Source organism: Sulfurovum xiamenensis, from assembly GCF_030347995.1.
GTDB lineage: Bacteria > Campylobacterota > Campylobacteria > Campylobacterales > Sulfurovaceae > Sulfurovum > Sulfurovum xiamenensis.
In genome coordinates this window covers 254,727-273,699 of the sequence record NZ_JAQIBC010000002.1, presented here as the reverse complement: position 1 = coordinate 273,699, position 18,973 = coordinate 254,727, and the positions used below count along the sequence as shown (strand labels likewise).

The window sequence follows — 18,973 nt, the reverse complement described above, 5'->3', positions numbered from 1 at the left end:
TTGGGTTTTAACTGTTTTAAAGATACCCCAGAAAAAAAGGATCACACTTAAGACAAAGAGTATGAGAATGATACTGTTTGTCATGTTTATTTATCTAACTCTTCTTTTCCCAGTTTATCTACCATCTTGATACTATCTAAAGCATTATTGAGTATCTTTTTCGTTGATGTTAGAGGTTTCATATGAAGGTTTGTCTGTTTTTTATCGAGACTTTCATCCATGAGTACATCCATGACCTCTTTTTCAAGCTCTTTGATGATCTCATTGATCTTATTTTCTATAAAATCTATATTCATATTATTTAGTATGTCCTTATTTTGCTTTCGGTCTGAAGATCTTTATAACGTCTTCATTTGCTTCTATGAAAGAGCCTCCGATAAGGTCTATACAGTATGGAACAGCAGGGAAAACAGCATCCAAACACTCACGGATAGACTTTGGTTTTCCCGGTAGATTAATGATCAGTGAACTGTGGCAGATACCAGCCGTCTGGCGTGAAAGTATGGCTGTTGGGACATACTGTAGACTCACTGCTCTCATCTGTTCTCCAAATCCAGGAAGAAGTTTTTGACAGACATTTTCTGTCGCTTCGGTCGTCACATCTCTCTTGGCTGGGCCTGTTCCGCCGGTAGTCACTATTAGATCACACTTTTTATCCCTTGCAAGTTCTATCAGTGTTGTCTCGATAAGGCTCTGTTCATCAGGTATACATCTGTATTCATACTCACATTCATTGAGCAAGTACTCTTTCATTGTATCCATGATAGCCACCCCTGAGATATCTTCATAGATACCTTGTGACGCTCTGTCGCTTGTAGTAACAACACCTATTTTTATCTTATCCATATACAATCCTATTGTTTTATTACGCAGATTATAGCAAAACTCTTTTAATACAATTTTGGTGCTTCTTCTTAGCGCTAATCGATCTTCATCAAGAGTTTGTCTAGGTATGAAGTACTTAGGATGCGTTTGATATAGCCTAGAAGATATGTGGCTTTTGTAATATAGTAACGGGGTTTTGGACGGTCTGCCAATATAATTTTGTGGACCACTGCAGCAACCGACTCAGGCCCCTCTTTAAACGGTACTTTCTGTTGTGTTCTCTCTTTAAGACTGCGATGGTATTTCTCCTTGAAGACGGAATGTTCTATATCAACATTCTCTGCAAGTTTTTCTACGGCTGTTTGTCTAAAATGGCTTATGATGGGGCCAGTATTAAGAAGTACAGGATAGATGTTCGTATCCTGAAGTTCAAGTCGAAGCGTATCTGTAAGCCCCTCTATGGCGTATTTACTTGCATTGTAGGCACCTCGCCCAAAAAGAGAGATGATGCCGAGTACAGAACTGTGCTGAATGATCTTCCCATACCCCTGCTTTCTCATTACAGGAATGATCTGTCTTGTACATTCATGCAACCCAAACACATTGGTTTCAAACTGTTCTCGCAGTACAGGGACTGTAATGTCTTCTACCGCACCTGGTTGCCCATAGCCGGCATTGTTGAACCAGACATCTATCTTTCCATCTAGTTCAAGTACTTTGTTGATCACTGCTGTGATCTCATCAGGGTGTCTGACATCCAGTTGCATGGCATGTTCAAAGCCCAGTGCTTTTAACATCTCTACATCTTTTGTATCTCTTGCGGTAGGATATACTTTGATAAATTTGTCTTGGAGATATTTTGCAGTTTCAAGTCCGATACCTGTACTGCATCCTGTGATGACGATATTGGTCACTGTTTTATCCTTCTATATACTTTTTGAGTATTTCGGTATTGACGTTCTGACCCCGTATGTGCTCTTTGGCAAACTCTACGATCATCCCATGAAAACGTGCATAAAGGGTATGTCGTGTCAATGCCTTGCCAAACATTTGGGTTATTTTATCAAAGTTTGCTTCGATCCCCTCTTGCATCCATGCCTGTATTTGCATATAGTTCTCAAAACTGTAGCCCAAAGCATTAAGGAGTCTGGCTGTATAGCTGTCGACAACAAAAACTTCACGTCCGCATCCGTAACAAAGGATGGAATCCGCACTCTCCATGCCTATCCCTTTTTGTTCAAGCAGCCATTCCCTGCTTACTTCATTTTGAAATTTTTCAAAGGTATGAAAGTCATGGAGTATATTTTGACAAAGTTGTTGAAGCCTCTGGGCTTTGGTATTGTAAAAACCACTGGGTTTTATGAGTGTAGAGATCTGCCCTGATTCTGCTTTACTAAGTGCTTCCAGTGACATCAGACCAGCTTCTTTTAAATTGGCCAGTGATGCCTCTACCTTCTCCCATTTTGTCTGCTGCGTCAAGATCGCACCGATAATGACTTCAAAGGTACAGCTTTTGGGCCACCAGAGGGGATCTCTGTTCGTTTTGGGATAGCCCATGTTTTGAAGGGCACACAGCAGATCATAACTACTTTGCAAACGATACCCTTACTTGTCTGTAGAGCGCTGTTGTAGATAATCTTTCAAGATCACACTGTGGTCAAAGACCAATTGATCCATGGGTATCTCTTCCAATGCGTAAACTTTTGCCTCTTTGGCATCATCTCCGCCTTTGGGTTGACCTTGAGACTTTGTTATGAAAACAATACTTGCCGTATGAAACCTTGGGTCACGATCAGGATCAGAATAGACACCAAGCAGTTTGCTTATCTCTACCTCCAGGTTGGTTTCCTCTTGCATCTCCCGCCATAAAGCATCTTCTACACGCTCACCCACATCCACAAAACCACCAGGCAGAGCCAACCCCCTTGGATCATTTTTACGCTCAATAAGTATAATACCCTTAAATCTATCTCCCTCATACAACTCTATAATACCATCCGTAGTAAGATGGGGTGTTTTAGGCGTAAAAGGCATAGAAGGTGATTGTTGTATCTTAAGCAGTGCAACAGCTTGTGCCAGAGAAAGAAAAAACGTAGCAGTAAGAAGTCCAAGAGAAACGGCTGACCTGAAGGCTTCACTGGCTTGCAGCAGAAAATACGAGTGTATCATTACAGCGAAGAGTCCACCAGCAACCAATAACCATGAAAAAACAATACCGACTGCACGTCCTTGTAAGAGTGCCAGATAACCATAAAGAACCAACCCTACTAAGAGTAAATTGAGGATCAGAAATAACTGAATGCCACCCGGCATCCCGAACAGTTCCCACTCATGCCAGTAAGCAGAGTCAATCTCATGGGTAATGAGAACAGCTGCATTCAGAAGGTAGAGCCATATAATAATGGGCTTTACTTTCATTCATTCTCCTTTTAATCTACTTTTTCTTTTGTAATTTTTGCCTTTACCTCGTTCCACCTCTCCGCAGATGGAATACATAGGTAATTTTAACATAATCCTCACATAATAAGTCTACCAAAACCTATTAATTTCCATTAACCACTTTCCCTCATTATAATCTCTGGTACTAGAATATATCTTCTTTTACATAGACACGTAATACACTCTGCATTAATTTACCAACTGGATATATTCTTTATGGACACGGGTTATGCGGGGCACTTGAATTATGATATAATTTATTGATCCTTTAGTAAAGAAAGTAGGTAAAAAATGAAGCTTCGTATCAATACTGAAGATATCATTCAAATAGCTATAGGTGCATTTGCCCTTGCCGTGCCGATCTCTTTTACAGAAGAAGCATGGAAGATGAGTGTGACTTTACCATTTTATAACCTCTTGTTGGTTTTTATACTTTCTGTGACTTTTTTAGGATTTTATGCCTACTACAGTGTCTTCCAAAAGCAGGTATCAAAGCGCTACGATATATTCATCTTACGTATTTTTATTGCCTACTTTATCTCTGCCCTGGTAGTAGTTTTAGTTTTACTGGCTTTAAATAAGTTACCCGTTATAGATGAGCCCCTCATAGCGTTAAAAAGATTAATATTAATTACTATGCCTGCATCAATGGGCGCCATTGTTGTAGACAGTTTCAATAAGGAATGATCTAAAAAGGAGAAAGTATATGGAACGGGATCTTACGATTGAAAACTCTATGCTATCTGATAGAGTATTAGGCTTTTCTATAGGTATCGGGCCTTTATTTATTACGGATTTTCGGCAATTTCAGGGATCGGTAGTTTCAATATGACAGAACATATACTCCTTACATTAGCATTGGTCAGCTTTTTTGGTATCTTGAGCCAGTGGCTCTCCTGGTACATTAAACAGCCATCGATCATTTTTCTGCTTCTGTTTGGTATAGTGATCGGACCGGTGGCAGGACTGTTTGATCCGGATGCAGTGTTGGGTGAACTTCTTTTCCCTTTTGTCTCTATGGGAGTTGCTATTATACTTTTTGAAGGTGGCTTGACACTTCGTTTTCATGAGATCAAAGGTTTGACCAGACCGCTTTATATGCTTCTTACAGTTGGTTTGGTAGTCACATGGGCCATAGTGGCTCTGGCTACACATCTATTGGTAGGACTTTCATGGGAAATCTCCATACTCTTTGGTGCACTGATGACGGTAACAGGACCAACGGTCATTAAGCCGCTGCTCAGAACGGTACGTCCTTATGCCGACCTTGCCAATATCCTTCACTGGGAAGGTGTGATCCTGGATGTAGCTGTAGCGATCCTGATAGTCCTTGTCTATAAGACTATTACCCTGCAGCATTCTGGAACAATGATTCCACTTTCCCTGGCTTATATTGTTGCTACAGGTATGATCAGCGGTACAATAGGGGCTCTCTTGCTTGCATTTTTATTACGTCGATACCTTCTACCCCATTTTTTGCACCATGTATTTACTTTAACCCTGGTATTGATGATCTTTACACTCTCTAATGCGATCGCACATGAATCAGGATTATTAGCGGTGACGCTCATGGGTATGATGCTGGCAAATATGAAAAATGTAGATATAGAAGAGATACTCTTTTTTAAAGAGAGCTTGAGTCTTCTACTTATCTCCGTACTTTTTATCATTCTTTCTGCACGTTTGGATCTTTCAGCGCTGATTGACATAGGCTGGTCTGCATTGGGACTGTTGGGGATCATCCTCTTTATTGCACGCCCTCTTTCTGTGATGGTATCAACACTCTTTTCTGACCTTACACTACGTGCCAGGATATTTTTGAGCTGGATCGCTCCTCGCGGTATCATCGCTGCTGCTGTTTCGGCACTTTTTGCTATACGCTTGGAGGAATTTGGATATGTGGAAGCAAAACTGCTGGTGCCACTGACATTCATGGTCATTATTGGTACGATATTGCTACAGGGGTTGAGTGCAAAACCACTGGCCAAACGCTTAAACCTGCAAGAAGCAGAGCCCTCCGGTATGCTTATCCTTGGAGCCAACAGGGTCTCTCGTGAGATCGCTAGATCACTGAAGGAACAAGGGGTTGCTGTAAAGTTGGCAGATACAGATTGGGAGAATATCAGTCATGCAAGAATGGAGGGGTTTGATACCTATTATGGACGTGTCATATCTGATCATGCAGATCGCAATATGGAACTGGCAGGCATAGGAGGTCTGTTGGCCATAAGTCCCCATGCTACACTGAATGCTTTGGCATCTGTACGGTTCAAGTCCGAGTTTGGCACTGAAAATATCTATTACCTTCAGAACGCTGAGGGTCGGAAACTTGAAAAGAGCAAAGCATCACACTCTACGATTGTAGGGCGTCAACTCTTCACGGAAGATGTGACCTTTACTAAACTATCTTCTTTGTTGCATGGTGAAGGAGAGATCAAGACAACCACCTTGTCTGAGAAGTTCGATATAGAGGCCTATAAAAAAGCACATGAGAGTAAGGTTATTCCATTATACTTGATAGATACAGACGGGAAATTACATTTCTTTACCACAGATCATGAGCTCAAGCCAAAAGAAGGATGGAAGATCACAAGTTTGATATACAAGCATAAGGAAAAACAATGAAAAACGAGATAGCCAATAAATTTCAGCAAGGTTTTGTTCTGCTCCTGCTCTTTATAGCTCTGACGGGATTCATCGGGATGATCCATGAATTTTTGATCGCACTGATCCTGGCTGCGATCTTTTCGGGACTGCTTTATCCTTTTTACCGTAAACTTTTTGACTATTTCAAAAAAAGATCTGCTCTGGCAGCGAGTACTACACTGATCGTCACTGCGTTGACTTTTGGTTTGCCGCTGGCCACTTTTACAGGTATGGTAACAGGTGAAGCCATAGAGATCACTAAAAAGGCACGTCCTATAGTCAAAGAAGTTTTGGACAATAATCTCTCTTTAGGTGAACATTTACCTGAATGGTTACCTTTTAAAGAGAAACTTGAACCTTTTCATGAGACTATTATCAAGAAAGCCTCTGAGGCAGCCAGTGCGATGGGAAGTTGGCTGGTTTCAAGTCTGTCAAGTGCTACCAAAGGTACAGTGGGATTTTTTATCGGTCTGTTCATTATGTTTTATGCTATGTTCCATTTCTTGATACATGGACCGCAACTACTCCGTACACTCTCTTCTTTGCTGCCTCTTTCGGAAGAGGATCGGACTGAAGTGATGAGCCGCGGCTTGATGGTGACCAGGGCATCTCTGAAAGGCATCATCATTGTAGGGTTCGTTGAGGGTGTATTGGTCGGTCTGGGCTTATGGATGGCCGGTATCGAAGGTTCAGCATTTTGGGGGAGTATTGTTTTTCTTCTAGCTGCTATTCCAGGATTAGGGGCATCCTTGATCTGGTTGCCGGCAGCACTCTATTTACTATTTACAGGCAGTACCGGATGGGGTATAGCTCTCGTGGTTTGGGGTGTATTGGTAGTAGGAATGGTGGATAATATCTTGCGTCCATGGATCGTTGGGAATGATGCAAAATTGCCTGACCTGGTCATACTCATATCGATCTTTGGAGGTATACTCTCCTTTGGTCCTCTGGGAATCATTATTGGTCCAGTGATCGCAGCTCTTTTGGACACGATTTTAAACATTTACAAAAGGACGTTTCAGCATCTGTTGACTTCCTGAACTAAGGCATAGAAAATAATGTATAAGGCTGACTGAACATGATAAAGCAGATTTTTTTACAGATAGTATTGATGCTATTGCTGCCACTTCTACTTTTTGCAGACAGTCAACAGATAAAAAAGGATAGTAATATGCAAAAAGATAATAAAACTGTCTCCTTGGTCCTTGGCAGCGGAGGAGCCAGAGGATATGCACATATTGGTGTCATAGAAACGCTTGAAAAGAAAGGATATACGATCAAATCTATTTCGGGATCTTCTATGGGTGCACTGATAGGAGGACTTTATGCGGCAGGAAAACTGGATGCATATAAAAAGTGGGTACTCTCTCTTGATTTTATAGACACGCTTAAGCTGATTGACATCTCACTAGCTCATGGAGGTATAGTTAATATCGACTCTGTGTATCAAAAAATAGAACAGATGATAGGTGATATTACCATAGAAGATCTGCCTATCACCTATATGGCGGTGGCATCAGATATCAAAAATCGTAAAAAAGTATGCTTCAGGGAAGGAAAGCTTATTGATGCTATAAGAGCTTCTATCGCCATACCTACCGTGTTTACACCAGTCATTGAAAATGATATGATCCTTGTAGATGGAGGTGTATTGGAGCCCTTACCCATAGCCTCCGTCTTATCAGATGATACGGATATTATTATTGCAGTGAACCTGAATGCGAATATACAAAATACCTATCATATAGAGAGACTAGAAAAAGAGAAAAAAGCAGAAAATAGATTGTATAAAAAGACTCTAGAGCTAGTAGATAAAGCCAAGGAGGCCATAGGTAAGGATAGCTCTAAAGAAAAGCCTCCGATAGATATTTTGTATATACTGAACAAAAGTCTAGATGCCACACAAAGTCTCATAATAGAGAATACCCTCAAGGAATATGAACCTGATCTAATGATAGAGATACCTAGAGATGCTTGTGAAGCTTATGAGTTTGACAAAGCCTATGAGATGATAGAGATAGGTATAAGAGCTACACAAAAAAGTTTAGAAACTGTAAAATAATTAGGTTATGAGTAGATTATTCTACCCCTTTACGGATGTCTAGTATTTAGCCTTTGAGTAGATGTCCTGCATTTTTCATGAAATAGGTAGTAGTCAAAGGTTTGAAGAATTCAAATGCCTTTTGTGCATCTATGATCTTGTCCTTTTCTCCCAGAAAGACTTCTATGGTAGTACCTCTATCAAGGACTTTCTGTATCTTTTCATTCTCCCAAGTGTAGCTAAGCAGTGCTTCAAGCTCTTTTTTGGTTCCAACATTCAAATAGTCTGAAAGATTGAAGTTTGAAGGATAAGCAGCATTTTCCAGGAACTGTTTCACGTACGCTTCCTGCCCAGCTTCAAAGTAACGCAGCTGTGTACGTATAAAACTTGGTTTTTCTGTTTGAAAAAAAGCCGGTGAGAGAAGTATCAGCCTGTCTATACGCTCTGTAGAGTTATATACATACTCAAATGCCTGTTGTGCCCCATAGGAAAAACCGGCAACACCATATTTGCTTGGTGTCATATAGGGAATGAAGAGTTCCTTTTCATTTTGAAGCGAAAATCCATTAAAGTATTTCATTAGAAGGCACTCCTCTCTAAAAGATCTTACGTAAGATCACACGGCACTCTTCAGGCGTGATATTTTCATGTGCCAAGAGGAAAGCAGTGACTTCACTCAGTGCTTGATCCAGGGTAGTTAAAAGTTTTGTGATCTCTGAAACAGAGTCACGTAGAAGTTCCTCTTCCTGCTGTGTGGTTACGATGAAGTTGTCACTCATCACATACTCATACACCACTTTTCTAACGATCTCTTTTGCCTGAGCAATGTCAGTACTTGCATTGGTGAATTGTTCATTATAGTGTATCTTTGTAGCGATGCTGCCTGCAAGATAGACTTTAATACGTGAAAGCAGCTGGCTTTTGGAGAGTATCTCATGTTCCTGGTTGAGAAGCCTTGTGTTGACGATACCGATTTTTTCATATTCCACATCCAGCCAGGTAGCGATAACAGCTTTTGCGGCCTGATAAACGGCTTGAATCTCTCTCTCCTCTTCGGTAAAAGAGAGTATTTTTCGTTTTCCCAGTAAAACTTTCTCTTTGACTGCTTCAAAATCTGAAGTTTCTACGACACTACGCCCTTCTCTCATCGCATAGATAGCGGCTTCGTTGGTCAGTGTATCCAATGCTGCAGAGTTGAAACCGACGGTCATACGTGCCACAAGATCGATGTCTACATTGTTTGGTTTGTGTGCAAGATAGAGCTCAAGTGTTTTGGCCCTGTCTTCCAGGTCTGGCAGTGAAATATGTATACGTCTATCAAAACGCCCTGCTCTTAGCAGTGCTTCATCGAGCATCTCTATTTTATTGGTCGCACCGATGACGATGACACCTGAACTCTCTTCAAAACCATCCATTTCCGTGAGCAGTTGATTAAGTGTGGCTTCTCTCTCATCATTTCTGAATTCACCGCGGCTTTTACCTACAGCATCGATCTCATCGATAAAAACAATACTCGGTGCCATCTGTTTGGCTTTTTTAAAGAGTTCAGAAACCCTTTTTGCCCCCATGCCTACATAGATATGGACAAAAGAAGCCCCACTTTGGTAAAAGAAAGGTACATTGGCTTCACCCGCGACGGCTTTGGAGATAAGTGTTTTACCTACACCGGGAGGACCTACAAGGAGCACACCTTTGGGTAGACGAATGTCCAAGTCACGATATTTCTGCGGTGCTTTGAGAAAATCAATGATTTCTTCAAGCTCCTCTTTCACATCTTTTATCCCTGCGACATCTGCAAAAGTGATAGTGGATGTCAATGCCTGTACTGGAGCATTGACAGGTGTATCATCGTCTTTAGAGGCTGCACGTATATGTTTGAGTTGTTGCAGTCTGTTCTGCTGCATTAATCTATATAAAAAACCAAATGCCGCGATAATGATAAGAAAGGAAAGAAGATCATAGATGTCACTATTGTCCTGACGTACTTCAACAGGGTATTTGGTGAAAAAAGCTGTTTTGTTCACTGCATCTTTGTAGATCTTATAGGTGTCTGTATCAGTCTTTAGTCGTATGAGATCACCATCTATAATGACTTTTTGTATTTTGTTTTCAGTGTAGAGAGCATTGGCCTGATCGTGGGTAATGAGTGTATCTGTATCCCTAAGAATAGCAAATGAAAGTAAGAACACCAACAGTACAAGCAGTCCTACAATCACTTTTACATTCGAGGGATTCAGCATTGATGGGTCAAACTTTGGCTTTATTGCCTTCATTGCTTACCTCCACATCATTTAGCAGGACCCAGTTTGAAGTGAGGTCTTCATCACTTGTTACAGATACTTTATTAAAATATTGGTCAAAGCCTTGATAGACACCATCTTGACCACTCTCTAGGAGTACTTCAAGGTTTTGTGTATGCTCCCGTCTGAACGCAAAGTTCTTTGCTTTTATGATAGCTGTAAGTTCACGATGACGCTCTTTGGCTATGTTGCCCCTTACTTCTGGTTTCATGGTTGCTGAAGGGGTATTGTCCCGCTTTGAATAGGAGAAAGCATGTACATGGGTCAAAGGTAATTCTTTCACTCTGGAGATCGCCTCAGACCACTCTTTTTCATCTTCACCTGGATGTCCTACGATGTAGTCCGTCCCCAATGCATAGCCCTGGTCGGCAATTTTTCTGAAAAGTGCCAGATCGCTCTTAAACTCATTTCTTCTGTTCATCAGTTTGAGCATTTTATCGCTGGTATGCTGCAGGGCAATGTGCATATGTTTTGCCATCCAAGGTTCATTGAGAAGCTCCAAGAATTCATCGTCGATCTGTATAGGCTCCATACTTCCTATACGTATACGTCGAACACCACGGATCATACTCATCTTTTTAAGCAGTTTGGCCATGGAGGTGTTGTGATCCTGTCCGTAACTTCCTACATTGGTTCCTGTAAGGATAAATTCTCCAAATCCATTGGCTGCAAGTTTGTTGATCTGCTCTAAAATAGTCTCTTCTTTATGGGAGCGTGCATCACCACGTACTGCAGGTATGATACAGTAGGAACATCTAAAGTCACACCCCTCCTGGATCTTGATAAAAGCACGGCTTTTACCTACAAACTCTTCAACAATAGTCGAATCAATATGCTCAAGATCACCGATCTGATAAAATGGGTTTTCATTTTTAAGTATAGCGTTGATGTTCTCTTTTTCAGAATGACCTATGACACCAAATACTTTTTTGTCTTCAAAGAGTGATTCACCTTTTGAGTGTGATCCACAGCCTGCTAGAATCACTTTTGCATCCGGATTTTTACGCTGCATAGAGGAGATATAGTTACGGACAGAAGAGTCTGCACCATTGGTCACGGTACAGGAGTTCACAACGATGATATCAGAGCTCAGCTCATTATCTGTCAGTTCATAATCTTTCAGTTTTGACATCATGACCTGTGTATCAAACTGGTTCGTACGACATCCAAAGGTTTTAAAATAGACTTTTTTCATCATCAAAGTCCTTGAGGAGGATTGATCGTATCTAATCCTATTTCCGGTTTAGGTACATTTTTATCCACATAAATAGATTGTGTAGGGAATGCAAGTTGTATCTTCTCTTCTTCTTGAATACGTGCGATGATCTCGATGGAAATAGTACTTCTCAGAGTCATCGTCGCATAAGAGTTTGTCAGATACCATGCAGATATTTTTAAACCGTAAGGTTCAATATGTGTAAAGATACGAGGCTCAACATTGGTGTTTCTCATACCATATTTACTTCTTAGTTTGTTCAGTTGTTTTCTTGTGATCTCTGTATACCCTTTTGAGTATTTTTTGGTGATCTCTTTAGCGATCTGTGTAGCTTTATTTGCATCAGAATCAAAAGTAATGACAAAGTCTATCCCATCCCATACTGTTTTGAGTCCAGAGTGAGAGTAATTTGCGATCATATCAGTAAATATGAAGTTGTTTGGAATGAAGATCATACGTCCTGCTCTTCGGTTGGTCATGTAAGAAGTGAGGTTGACATCCTCATGCATGGTCATACGGAGCATGGAGATATCTACGATATCCCCTACATACTCTACACCTTCACGTACAAATCGAACCCTGTCACCTACATGGATAGCACCGCCAAGTACGATGGTCGCCCACCCCATAAGGGACATAAACCAGTCTTTCATCGCAATAGCAATACCCGCTGAGGCAAAACCAAGGATCGTGACCAGATAACTCACGTTCTCTATATAGGCAAGGAGTAAGGTTAAGATCAAAATACTCACAAAAGAGATGTTGAGTGCTTTGTTGATGGCATAAAAGCGTTCATCTTCTGACATATATTTTTTAACGAAATGTTTAATGAAGAAGAGAATGAAAAGAAAGAACAGGATGATCCCACCGATCGTCATCGTTCTTTGTATCTCTCTTTGAATATCATTTTTGAGCTTGAGCTCGATCTCATCGATTTTTTTACTGTACACATTCTTGGTGGTTTTAAATATTTCCAGGACAGGAATAAATGTTTTAATTTGATCTATCGTGTCCTGCTGCTCATTGATGAACTCTATGTTCAGAGGGTCCAACTTTAAAAGTTTTTTAAGAAGAAGCTGTTTCTCTTTAAACTTTTCAACGATATGATAGAGAGATTCATAGCGGTTGTTGTACTCTTCCATATCGGATTGGAGCTTTTCTCTATACGATACTGCAGAGATAAGAGCAAAAGGACTATCTACTTTAGGTACAGCAGTGATCTCAGGCGGGGTAAGAAACTTTTTAAATGGGTCTTTTTCATACTCTTCTAGCAGTTGAAGTTTGCCAAGAAGTGTGATCTTGGTGTCTTGAGCATTTTGATACTCTTCTTTTTGAGCTTGTGTTTTTCGTTTGATTTTTTCCAAGCGTGCAATGTTTTCATCCAGTACAATCTGTTGTTTTTCAAGTTCTTTGTAGGTATGGTAATTACTATAGATCTTTGACCAGATATTGTTATCACTCAGTTCTTTTTGCAGTGTTTCTTTTTGCACAAGAAGCTGATCTATTCTCTGTACATCCAAAGGCAGTTTTTCTGTTTTATTGGCCTCTATGATCGTTTCTGTAGTAGTATTTTGCTCTAAGGCAGGTTCAGCAAAGGCTGGAACAGAAGATAAAAGAGAAAAAGCTATAAGAATGTTTTTAAAACTCATTTCTTTTCTCCAAAGCTTTGAAGTACTTTTTTTACTACACTTTCATCAATATCGGATGCCATTTTATAGTTACCCATTCCATTAGGTAAGATAAATTTGATACTCCCTTTCGCACTTTTTTTGTCTAAAAAGAAATGCTCATAAAAGTCATCTACATCTTTGATCACATAGTCGGTAGGCAAAGAGGCATTTTCCAAAAGTGTTTTGACCGCATCGGCCTCATCTTGTGTAAACAGGCCAAGTTCTACTGCCAAAGCGTTGGCCATGACCATACCTATAGCGACTGCTTCTCCATGTAAATAAGTCGTATAGTTGGTTTCATTTTCAACAACATGACCAAAGGTATGGCCGTAGTTCAGTACAGCACGTATACCTGCTTCTTTTTCATCCTGATTGACCACCCATGCCTTAAGTTCGACACTCTTCTTGATCACCTCTTTAAGTGTTTCAGTGTCACTGAAATCCGATTTTTGCAGGAACTCAAAATAGTTTTTGTCAAACATGACTGCCATTTTGACTATCTCCGCGATACCTGCAGCAAACTCTCTTGGAGGCAGTGTTTTTAAAAATGCAGGGTCTATGTAGACAGCTTTTGGCTGATAAAATGCACCTATGAGATTTTTCCCATATTTGTTATTGACCCCTGTTTTACCTCCTACACTCGCATCCACTTGACTCAGTAGTGTGGTAGGTATCTGGATAAAGTCTATCCCTCTTTGATAAATGCTTGCAGTAAATCCTGTCATATCTCCTATCACACCCCCACCAAAGGCGATAAGCAGTGATTTTCTATCGAGCTTATGTTCAAAACATTCATTCAGTATATTTTCAACGGTTTCCAGGGTCTTGTACCCTTCCCCATCAGGGATCGTCACAACATTGAGTTTTGTGGCATGTATGTGAGAAAGAAGTGTTTCAAGATGGTACCCCGCAACTGTCGGGTTTGTCACTACAACAACATTGGTGTCAAAAGTAAGTTGGGGTAATGCATCAATAGTAATATCATAAGTGATGTTTTGAGCATGAGCTAATTCGATAGGGACGATCATATTGGTAAAACCTTGCGCGTTATTATTGGCTCTATTTTATCTTATTTGTGATTAAGTATCGTTTTAAAGGATTTTAGACCCCATAGAGCCTTTATGTCATCGCAAAAGGCACTAGCAGTTTGGGATGCTTATTGGTAGTAAGAAGAAAGTCTTGTATCCTGTTGGAGATGAATTTTCTAAGGCTATCAGTATTGAGCCGTTTTTCAAAAGGTGCGATCTGAAGTATATCTTCCATGTTTGAAAGTTCACGTATAGGGTTAGCCACCTTTTGTTCGATGTTCACCTCCATATTAAAGATATGGGCCAGTGTCTCGTAATGATCTATGATCATCTTTTTACTCTCAAAATCGCCTTCGGGGTTAAAGTCACCCAGAGTAAGCCCTAATCCCAGTGTCTCTGATATATCAAACGCTGTAGATGAAATGGATTCCATTTTTTCATTTTCACTCATCAGTACAACAGAGTTTTTAATGTTATACAGCAGTTTATCCCCAAAAAGGAAGACCAGTTTTTTTAGATCATAAAGTGTCTCTTTAAGCCCATCTGCTTCAAATGTAGGGATGCTGTTCATCACAAGCCCGATATCAAATTCATGTATATCATTTTTGATGAGAAATGCAGCATTTTCATTCTCATAGGAGATAGAGATCGTCACACGTTCTGATTCCAAGGTTTTAAGCTCTTCGATCAAATCAAAATCATTAGGGTATAAAATACGTACGAAGAGTGCTTTGTCTTCCAGTTTTTCTATAAGATAAATACTCTGTTTCAGACAGAGTAATGCCTCTTTTTTATCATGTCTAAGATCCAGGATAAGATAGATGTTTTTACCAAATGGTTCAGGGAACAGACCTATTCTTTTATTGATGGTCTTGTATACACCATTGAGTACGATAGGTTGTCCCAGGATAAGTAGGGTATCGTTTGGACGAATCATCGTAGTATCTTCCGGAAGGATCAGTTTTTCATCTCTGTAGAGCGCAGAGATCTTCCATTTTTGCTGAAGGATCGATCCTACATGTCTATAGGCGTAAGAACTTCCAAAGGGTACATGGACTTCCATGATCTCTCCCTGGCCAAGTCCGACATTCTGTGCGACCAAAGGTACATTGGGTAGTTGGTCATAAAGATGGGCCGCTATCAGTTTATCGCTATGTACGATGGTAATGTTCTCATGGTCCTTCCCTATCGTATGGTCATCCCATTGGTTTACAAGGGTAATACGTATCTTTGGTTTGATCATGGCTATATTTTTTAGCACATATCGGGCATCCTCTATATCTTCCATGACAACAAAAAGATTTGAGAACTTGGTCTCATTCATAATACGATTCAATTTTGAAAAACTTGTAGGATCCGCATCAATGATCGTAATATTTTGGCCTATTTTTTCAGGTATCGTATGCTCTTTGTAGCATGTGACATAATATTCGTTGTCTGCAACCCTGTTTTTACTGACCCATTCTATAAAATGTTTGGCAATGCTACCGCTGGCTAAAATAAGTATATTTTTGATGAAAATCCTTTATATCATAACCCCATAAGTCAAAGGGTTGTAATGACTTTTCTTATCTATACGACAGGATCATATGAAGCGTCACTTTTGTCTTATTTTGTAAAATATAGATATACTTCCGTAATTATTTTTGAGGGATATTATAACACAATGGAATTTCAGATAGATAAAACAGATGGTAAAGCAAGAGCCTGTACGATAAAAACAGCACATTCTACGATACAAACACCGGTATTTATGCCTGTAGGTACGGTAGGTGCCGTCAAAGCACTTGATGCAACGGATCTTGCTACATTTATCAAACCGGAGATCATATTGGGAAATACCTATCATTTGTACATGCGTCCGGGTGATGAAACGATCAAGACCATGGGCAAATTGCATGGGTTTACGAAGTACCCTAAAAGCTTTCTGACAGACAGCGGCGGATTCCAGGCTTTTTCACTCTCAGATAACGTCAAGATCGATGAAAACGGCATTACTTTTAGAAGTCACCTGGATGGAAGTAAACACTATTTTACACCTAAAAAAGTGATAGATATCCAGCATAACCTGGGATCAGATATTATGATGATACTGGATGATCTTGTGGCGCTGCCTGCTACCCAGGAACGTATCAAAGCAAGTATTGAACGTACCACACGCTGGGCGCAGGAATCTATAGACTACTTCAGAGCCAAGCAAGAAGAAGGTATCGGTGTGGATCAAAATATTTTTGCCATTATCCAAGGAGGTACCGATAAGGCTTTTCGTGAGAAATCTGCCAAAGAACTCTGTGCGATGGATTATGATGGTTTTGCTATTGGCGGTCTTAGCGTAGGAGAGGCAAATCAGGATATGTATGACACGGTAGAGTGGACCACACAGTTCATGCCAGAAGAGAAGCCACGCTATCTTATGGGGGTAGGAACTCCTGAAGATTTGGTGGAGAACGTAGCACGTGGTGTAGATATGTTTGACTGTGTGATGCCTACAAGAAATGCACGTAACGGAACACTCTTTACAAGCTTTGGTAAAGTCAACATCAAAAAGGCTGAATATACGACTGATGAAGGACCTGTCGACCCTGAATGCGACTGTATGGTCTGTAAAACCTACTCAAGATCATATTTACGTCACCTTTTCCGTGCAAGAGAGATCACTTACTTCAGGCTGGCAACGATCCATAACCTCTATTATTATCTTAATTTGATGAGCCAGATGAGAGAAGCTATTTTAGAGAATAGATTCGATGCATTTAAAGTGGAGTTCTATGAAAAACGGAAGTAATATTTAACGACTTTAATACTAAGAAATATTATTAAATTATATTAAATACTATTATCGTCTATACGGGACTTTGGCAGAAGGGGTCTCTTTGGATGTATGCTCTAAATGTGTATCCTGATCATCAAAAAATATATCTGCACCGAATGCTTTCACAACCTCATATTTTTGTACACCGCCCTGGAAAAAGGCTTCATCTACACGAACACCCCACCCCTCTAAGGTTCCTAATACTCTTTCATGTGTGGAAAAGTTTCTTGCCGTTACCAGTGCTGTACGTATAGGTGATTTTTCCATGGGAAACTTGTCCTGTATCTCTGATATCGTTTTAAGGAACTTGAAAAATGGTCCTTGACTCAACGGATTCTTGGCATTTTCACGTTCGTGTTCTATGAACGCTTCCAGACCTTTTTCCTGATAGACTCTCTCACTCTCGTCTCCAAAGAGGACAGCATCCCCATCGAAGGCTATTTTTACCATATCACTCTCCTCAGAGGTGATAGGTGTATGAGGAAGTATGGTTGCAGCAGCCACCCCCGAGTTGACGGCTTCTTCAACATCCGGGGAGTGTACAGAAAGGAACAAGTCTACTTTAAACGCTTCAAGATATCTACTTACAGGCGTACCAGCAGTCCATCCGGTACGTTCTATATCTAGATTATAGTGTTCTATAGATCGTCCTATACGTAAACCAGTTGCAGCATTATTGCGAGAAAGGATGATCACTTCTATCAGTTTGTTATCAAATTTTTTGTTAATAGCAAGCAGGTTCTGTACAAATTTAAATGCAGAACCTTTGGATAAAGGGTCATCCAAATGAGACAGTTGATAATCATAATATGCTTCGAGTCCTTCTTTATCAAAGATACTGTTTTCTTCCTCAAGGCTAAAGAGTGCACGGGATGAGATCGCAATGACAAGTTTGTCTTTTAAGTCATACGCCATAGGTTTCCTTATAGATGTTTGTCGTATTGTAGTCAATTTTTCTTTAGGGGGCAGAGAGAAGAGTTTACCAAATAAAACCTGTGCTAGAATTCTTTTACCAAATCAAAGGTTGAAAATGGAAACACTGTTTGTCTATGGCACGCTGATGCCAAATTGCCCCAATGGCCATGTACTGGAAAATATCACAGGTAAATTTGTCCCCTCAACCGTACGAGGAAACCTTATCGGTGCCGGTTGGTCAGCCTCAATGGGATATCCGGGCATTAAACTCGACCCTGATGGTGATACGGTACATGGTTACCTGTTTTACTCACGGAATCTTGATGAGCATTGGGAGTATCTCGATGAATTTGAAGGAGATGAGTTTGTACGTACTGCTGTGAGTGTAGAGAGATATGATGAACTTGATGTCGATACTTTTATCTATGTCCTCAAGGAAGAGAAAGAACATTTAGAAGAGTAGAAAAGTATCTTTGGTTATAATAAAGCTATACAACACTTAAAGGAAGAGAAATGAGTTTTGGAAATATTGTTTTACTGATCATTGTAGCTGTCGCTGCGTATCTTGTTGTTATTTATAACAGGTTTATATCATTGCGTACGGGTATCGATGCATCATGGTCTGATATCGATGTGCAGTTGAAGCGTCGCTATGATCTTATCCCGGCACTGGTGGATACAGTCAAAGGCTATAAGGATTATGAAGCAGAGACACTTGAAAAAGTGATACAGGCACGTCAGCAGGGATTGGATGCAGGAAGCATCGATGAAAAGGCTGCCGCAGCCAATATGATCTCCGGGGCCCTGGGTAAACTCTTTGCTCTGGCTGAAGCCTACCCGGATCTTAAGGCGAACACTACCTTTATGAAACTGCAAAATGAGCTGTCAAGCATAGAAGATGCGCTCCAAAATGCAAGACGTTACTATAATGCCATCGTAAGAGATTATAACTATAGACTTGATGCTTTTCCTGATCTTTACGTGGCAAAAAAGTTTAACTTTACTCCTCGCGAGTATTTTGAGCTTGATGAGAGTGAAGCCGAAGCTGCGAAAAAGATGCCTAAAATAGACTTTTGATCTG

19 protein-coding genes are annotated in these 18,973 nt (G+C 40.3%); 7 read left to right on the top strand and 12 right to left on the bottom strand.

From position 1 onward, the window contains the following. Positions 1–86: 86 nt before the first annotated feature. From PF327_RS04475 to PF327_RS04455, 5 genes are all read right to left on the bottom strand, one after another. Entirely contained in the window at positions 87–296 is a 210-nt protein-coding gene (locus PF327_RS04475) for a hypothetical protein (RefSeq protein WP_008242702.1), read from the bottom strand. Between the two features lie 16 nt (positions 297–312). Beyond that, positions 313–846: a molybdopterin adenylyltransferase gene (gene mog, locus PF327_RS04470; RefSeq protein ID WP_008242706.1), complete on the bottom strand. Its 534-nt coding sequence runs from the start codon at positions 844–846 to the stop codon at positions 313–315. A gap of 74 nt (positions 847–920) precedes the next feature. Beyond that, complete coding sequence (locus tag PF327_RS04465; protein WP_008242707.1) at positions 921–1,739, bottom strand: SDR family NAD(P)-dependent oxidoreductase; 819 nt, start codon at positions 1,737–1,739, stop codon at positions 921–923. Between the two features lie 4 nt (positions 1,740–1,743). After that, positions 1,744–2,421 carry a 3-methyladenine DNA glycosylase gene (locus PF327_RS04460; RefSeq protein ID WP_008242708.1) on the bottom strand — a complete coding sequence of 226 codons (678 nt, stop codon included), beginning with the start codon at positions 2,419–2,421 and terminating at the stop codon, positions 1,744–1,746. 9 nt (positions 2,422–2,430) lie between these two features. After that, on the bottom strand, positions 2,431–3,243 hold the full coding sequence (locus tag PF327_RS04455; protein ID WP_008242709.1) for an NUDIX hydrolase: 813 nt from the start codon (positions 3,241–3,243) through the stop codon (positions 2,431–2,433). A gap of 312 nt (positions 3,244–3,555) precedes the next feature. On the opposite strand from PF327_RS04455, the gene PF327_RS04450 reads away from it, so the two are divergent. The 4 genes from PF327_RS04450 to PF327_RS04435 all read left to right on the top strand — a co-directional run bounded on the left by PF327_RS04450 (position 3,556) and on the right by PF327_RS04435 (position 7,972). Then, positions 3,556–3,951 carry a DUF2391 family protein gene (locus tag PF327_RS04450; RefSeq protein ID WP_008242710.1) on the top strand — a complete coding sequence of 132 codons (396 nt, stop codon included), beginning with the start codon at positions 3,556–3,558 and terminating at the stop codon, positions 3,949–3,951. A 141-nt stretch (positions 3,952–4,092) separates the two neighbouring features. Continuing rightward, on the top strand, positions 4,093–5,889 hold the full coding sequence (locus PF327_RS04445) for a cation:proton antiporter (protein WP_008242711.1): 1,797 nt from the start codon (positions 4,093–4,095) through the stop codon (positions 5,887–5,889). Then, positions 5,886–6,950: an AI-2E family transporter gene (locus PF327_RS04440; RefSeq protein ID WP_008242712.1), complete on the top strand. Its 1,065-nt coding sequence runs from the start codon at positions 5,886–5,888 to the stop codon at positions 6,948–6,950. Before PF327_RS04445 ends, PF327_RS04440 begins: the two co-directional genes overlap by 4 nt. A 38-nt stretch (positions 6,951–6,988) precedes the next feature. Beyond that, positions 6,989–7,972, top strand: coding sequence for a patatin-like phospholipase family protein (locus PF327_RS04435; RefSeq protein ID WP_008242713.1), 984 nt, complete (start codon positions 6,989–6,991; stop codon positions 7,970–7,972). 46 nt (positions 7,973–8,018) lie between these two features. On the opposite strand, the gene bioV is transcribed toward PF327_RS04435, so the two are convergent. From bioV to PF327_RS04405, 6 genes are all read right to left on the bottom strand, one after another. Continuing rightward, the gene (bioV, locus tag PF327_RS04430) at positions 8,019–8,531 is read right to left on the bottom strand and encodes a pimelyl-ACP methyl ester esterase BioV (protein ID WP_289401493.1); all 513 of its coding nucleotides are present in this window, start codon (positions 8,529–8,531) and stop codon (positions 8,019–8,021) included. A 16-nt stretch (positions 8,532–8,547) separates the two neighbouring features. Further along, the gene (locus tag PF327_RS04425; protein ID WP_008242717.1) at positions 8,548–10,224 is read right to left on the bottom strand and encodes an AAA family ATPase; all 1,677 of its coding nucleotides are present in this window, start codon (positions 10,222–10,224) and stop codon (positions 8,548–8,550) included. Then, positions 10,199–11,446, bottom strand: coding sequence for a tRNA (N(6)-L-threonylcarbamoyladenosine(37)-C(2))-methylthiotransferase MtaB (gene mtaB / locus PF327_RS04420; protein ID WP_289401640.1), 1,248 nt, complete (start codon positions 11,444–11,446; stop codon positions 10,199–10,201). Before mtaB ends, PF327_RS04425 begins: the two co-directional genes overlap by 26 nt. 2 nt (positions 11,447–11,448) lie before the next feature. Then, entirely contained in the window at positions 11,449–13,116 is a 1,668-nt protein-coding gene (locus PF327_RS04415) for a mechanosensitive ion channel domain-containing protein (RefSeq protein WP_008242720.1), read from the bottom strand. Next, the gene (gene aroB / locus PF327_RS04410; RefSeq protein WP_008242722.1) at positions 13,113–14,165 is read right to left on the bottom strand and encodes a 3-dehydroquinate synthase; all 1,053 of its coding nucleotides are present in this window, start codon (positions 14,163–14,165) and stop codon (positions 13,113–13,115) included. Before aroB ends, PF327_RS04415 begins: the two co-directional genes overlap by 4 nt. 91 nt (positions 14,166–14,256) lie before the next feature. Further along, positions 14,257–15,501 (bottom strand): COG3400 family protein, encoded by a 1,245-nt coding sequence (locus PF327_RS04405; RefSeq protein WP_289401491.1) that lies wholly within the window; start codon positions 15,499–15,501, stop codon positions 14,257–14,259. A gap of 330 nt (positions 15,502–15,831) precedes the next feature. On the opposite strand from PF327_RS04405, the gene tgt reads away from it, so the two are divergent. Next, the gene (gene tgt, locus PF327_RS04400) at positions 15,832–16,950 is read left to right on the top strand and encodes a tRNA guanosine(34) transglycosylase Tgt (RefSeq protein ID WP_289401490.1); all 1,119 of its coding nucleotides are present in this window, start codon (positions 15,832–15,834) and stop codon (positions 16,948–16,950) included. A gap of 51 nt (positions 16,951–17,001) precedes the next feature. Here the strand turns inward: tgt and PF327_RS04395 are convergent, their stop codons facing one another. Then, complete coding sequence (locus PF327_RS04395; RefSeq protein WP_008242735.1) at positions 17,002–17,892, bottom strand: 5'-nucleotidase; 891 nt, start codon at positions 17,890–17,892, stop codon at positions 17,002–17,004. A gap of 115 nt (positions 17,893–18,007) precedes the next feature. Here PF327_RS04395 and PF327_RS04390 point away from each other — a divergent pair, with 115 nt between their 5' ends. Both PF327_RS04390 and PF327_RS04385 read left to right on the top strand, forming a co-directional pair. Next, complete coding sequence (locus PF327_RS04390; protein ID WP_008242736.1) at positions 18,008–18,355, top strand: gamma-glutamylcyclotransferase family protein; 348 nt, start codon at positions 18,008–18,010, stop codon at positions 18,353–18,355. Between the two features lie 50 nt (positions 18,356–18,405). Further along, the gene (locus PF327_RS04385) at positions 18,406–18,969 is read left to right on the top strand and encodes a LemA family protein (protein ID WP_008242739.1); all 564 of its coding nucleotides are present in this window, start codon (positions 18,406–18,408) and stop codon (positions 18,967–18,969) included. The last annotated feature ends 4 nt before the right edge of the window (positions 18,970–18,973 follow it).

Bases quoted from the DNA above. Each gene is read 5' to 3' on its own strand.
- PF327_RS04475 (WP_008242702.1), bottom strand. From the start codon at position 296: ATGAATATAGATTTTATAGAAAATAAGATCAATGAGATCATCAAAGAG.
- mog (WP_008242706.1), bottom strand. From the start codon at position 846: ATGGATAAGATAAAAATAGGTGTTGTTACTACAAGCGACAGAGCGTCA.
- PF327_RS04455 (WP_008242709.1), bottom strand. From the start codon at position 3,243: ATGAAAGTAAAGCCCATTATTATATGGCTCTACCTTCTGAATGCAGCT.
- PF327_RS04450 (WP_008242710.1), top strand. From the start codon at position 3,556: ATGAAGCTTCGTATCAATACTGAAGATATCATTCAAATAGCTATAGGT.
- PF327_RS04445 (WP_008242711.1), top strand. From the start codon at position 4,093: ATGACAGAACATATACTCCTTACATTAGCATTGGTCAGCTTTTTTGGT.
- PF327_RS04440 (WP_008242712.1), top strand. From the start codon at position 5,886: ATGAAAAACGAGATAGCCAATAAATTTCAGCAAGGTTTTGTTCTGCTC.
- PF327_RS04435 (WP_008242713.1), top strand. From the start codon at position 6,989: ATGATAAAGCAGATTTTTTTACAGATAGTATTGATGCTATTGCTGCCA.
- bioV (WP_289401493.1), bottom strand. From the start codon at position 8,531: ATGAAATACTTTAATGGATTTTCGCTTCAAAATGAAAAGGAACTCTTC.
- PF327_RS04425 (WP_008242717.1), bottom strand. From the start codon at position 10,224: ATGAAGGCAATAAAGCCAAAGTTTGACCCATCAATGCTGAATCCCTCG.
- mtaB (WP_289401640.1), bottom strand. From the start codon at position 11,446: ATGAAAAAAGTCTATTTTAAAACCTTTGGATGTCGTACGAACCAGTTT.
- PF327_RS04415 (WP_008242720.1), bottom strand. From the start codon at position 13,116: ATGAGTTTTAAAAACATTCTTATAGCTTTTTCTCTTTTATCTTCTGTT.
- aroB (WP_008242722.1), bottom strand. From the start codon at position 14,165: ATGATCGTCCCTATCGAATTAGCTCATGCTCAAAACATCACTTATGAT.
- tgt (WP_289401490.1), top strand. From the start codon at position 15,832: ATGGAATTTCAGATAGATAAAACAGATGGTAAAGCAAGAGCCTGTACG.
- PF327_RS04395 (WP_008242735.1), bottom strand. From the start codon at position 17,892: ATGGCGTATGACTTAAAAGACAAACTTGTCATTGCGATCTCATCCCGT.
- PF327_RS04390 (WP_008242736.1), top strand. From the start codon at position 18,008: ATGGAAACACTGTTTGTCTATGGCACGCTGATGCCAAATTGCCCCAAT.
- PF327_RS04385 (WP_008242739.1), top strand. From the start codon at position 18,406: ATGAGTTTTGGAAATATTGTTTTACTGATCATTGTAGCTGTCGCTGCG.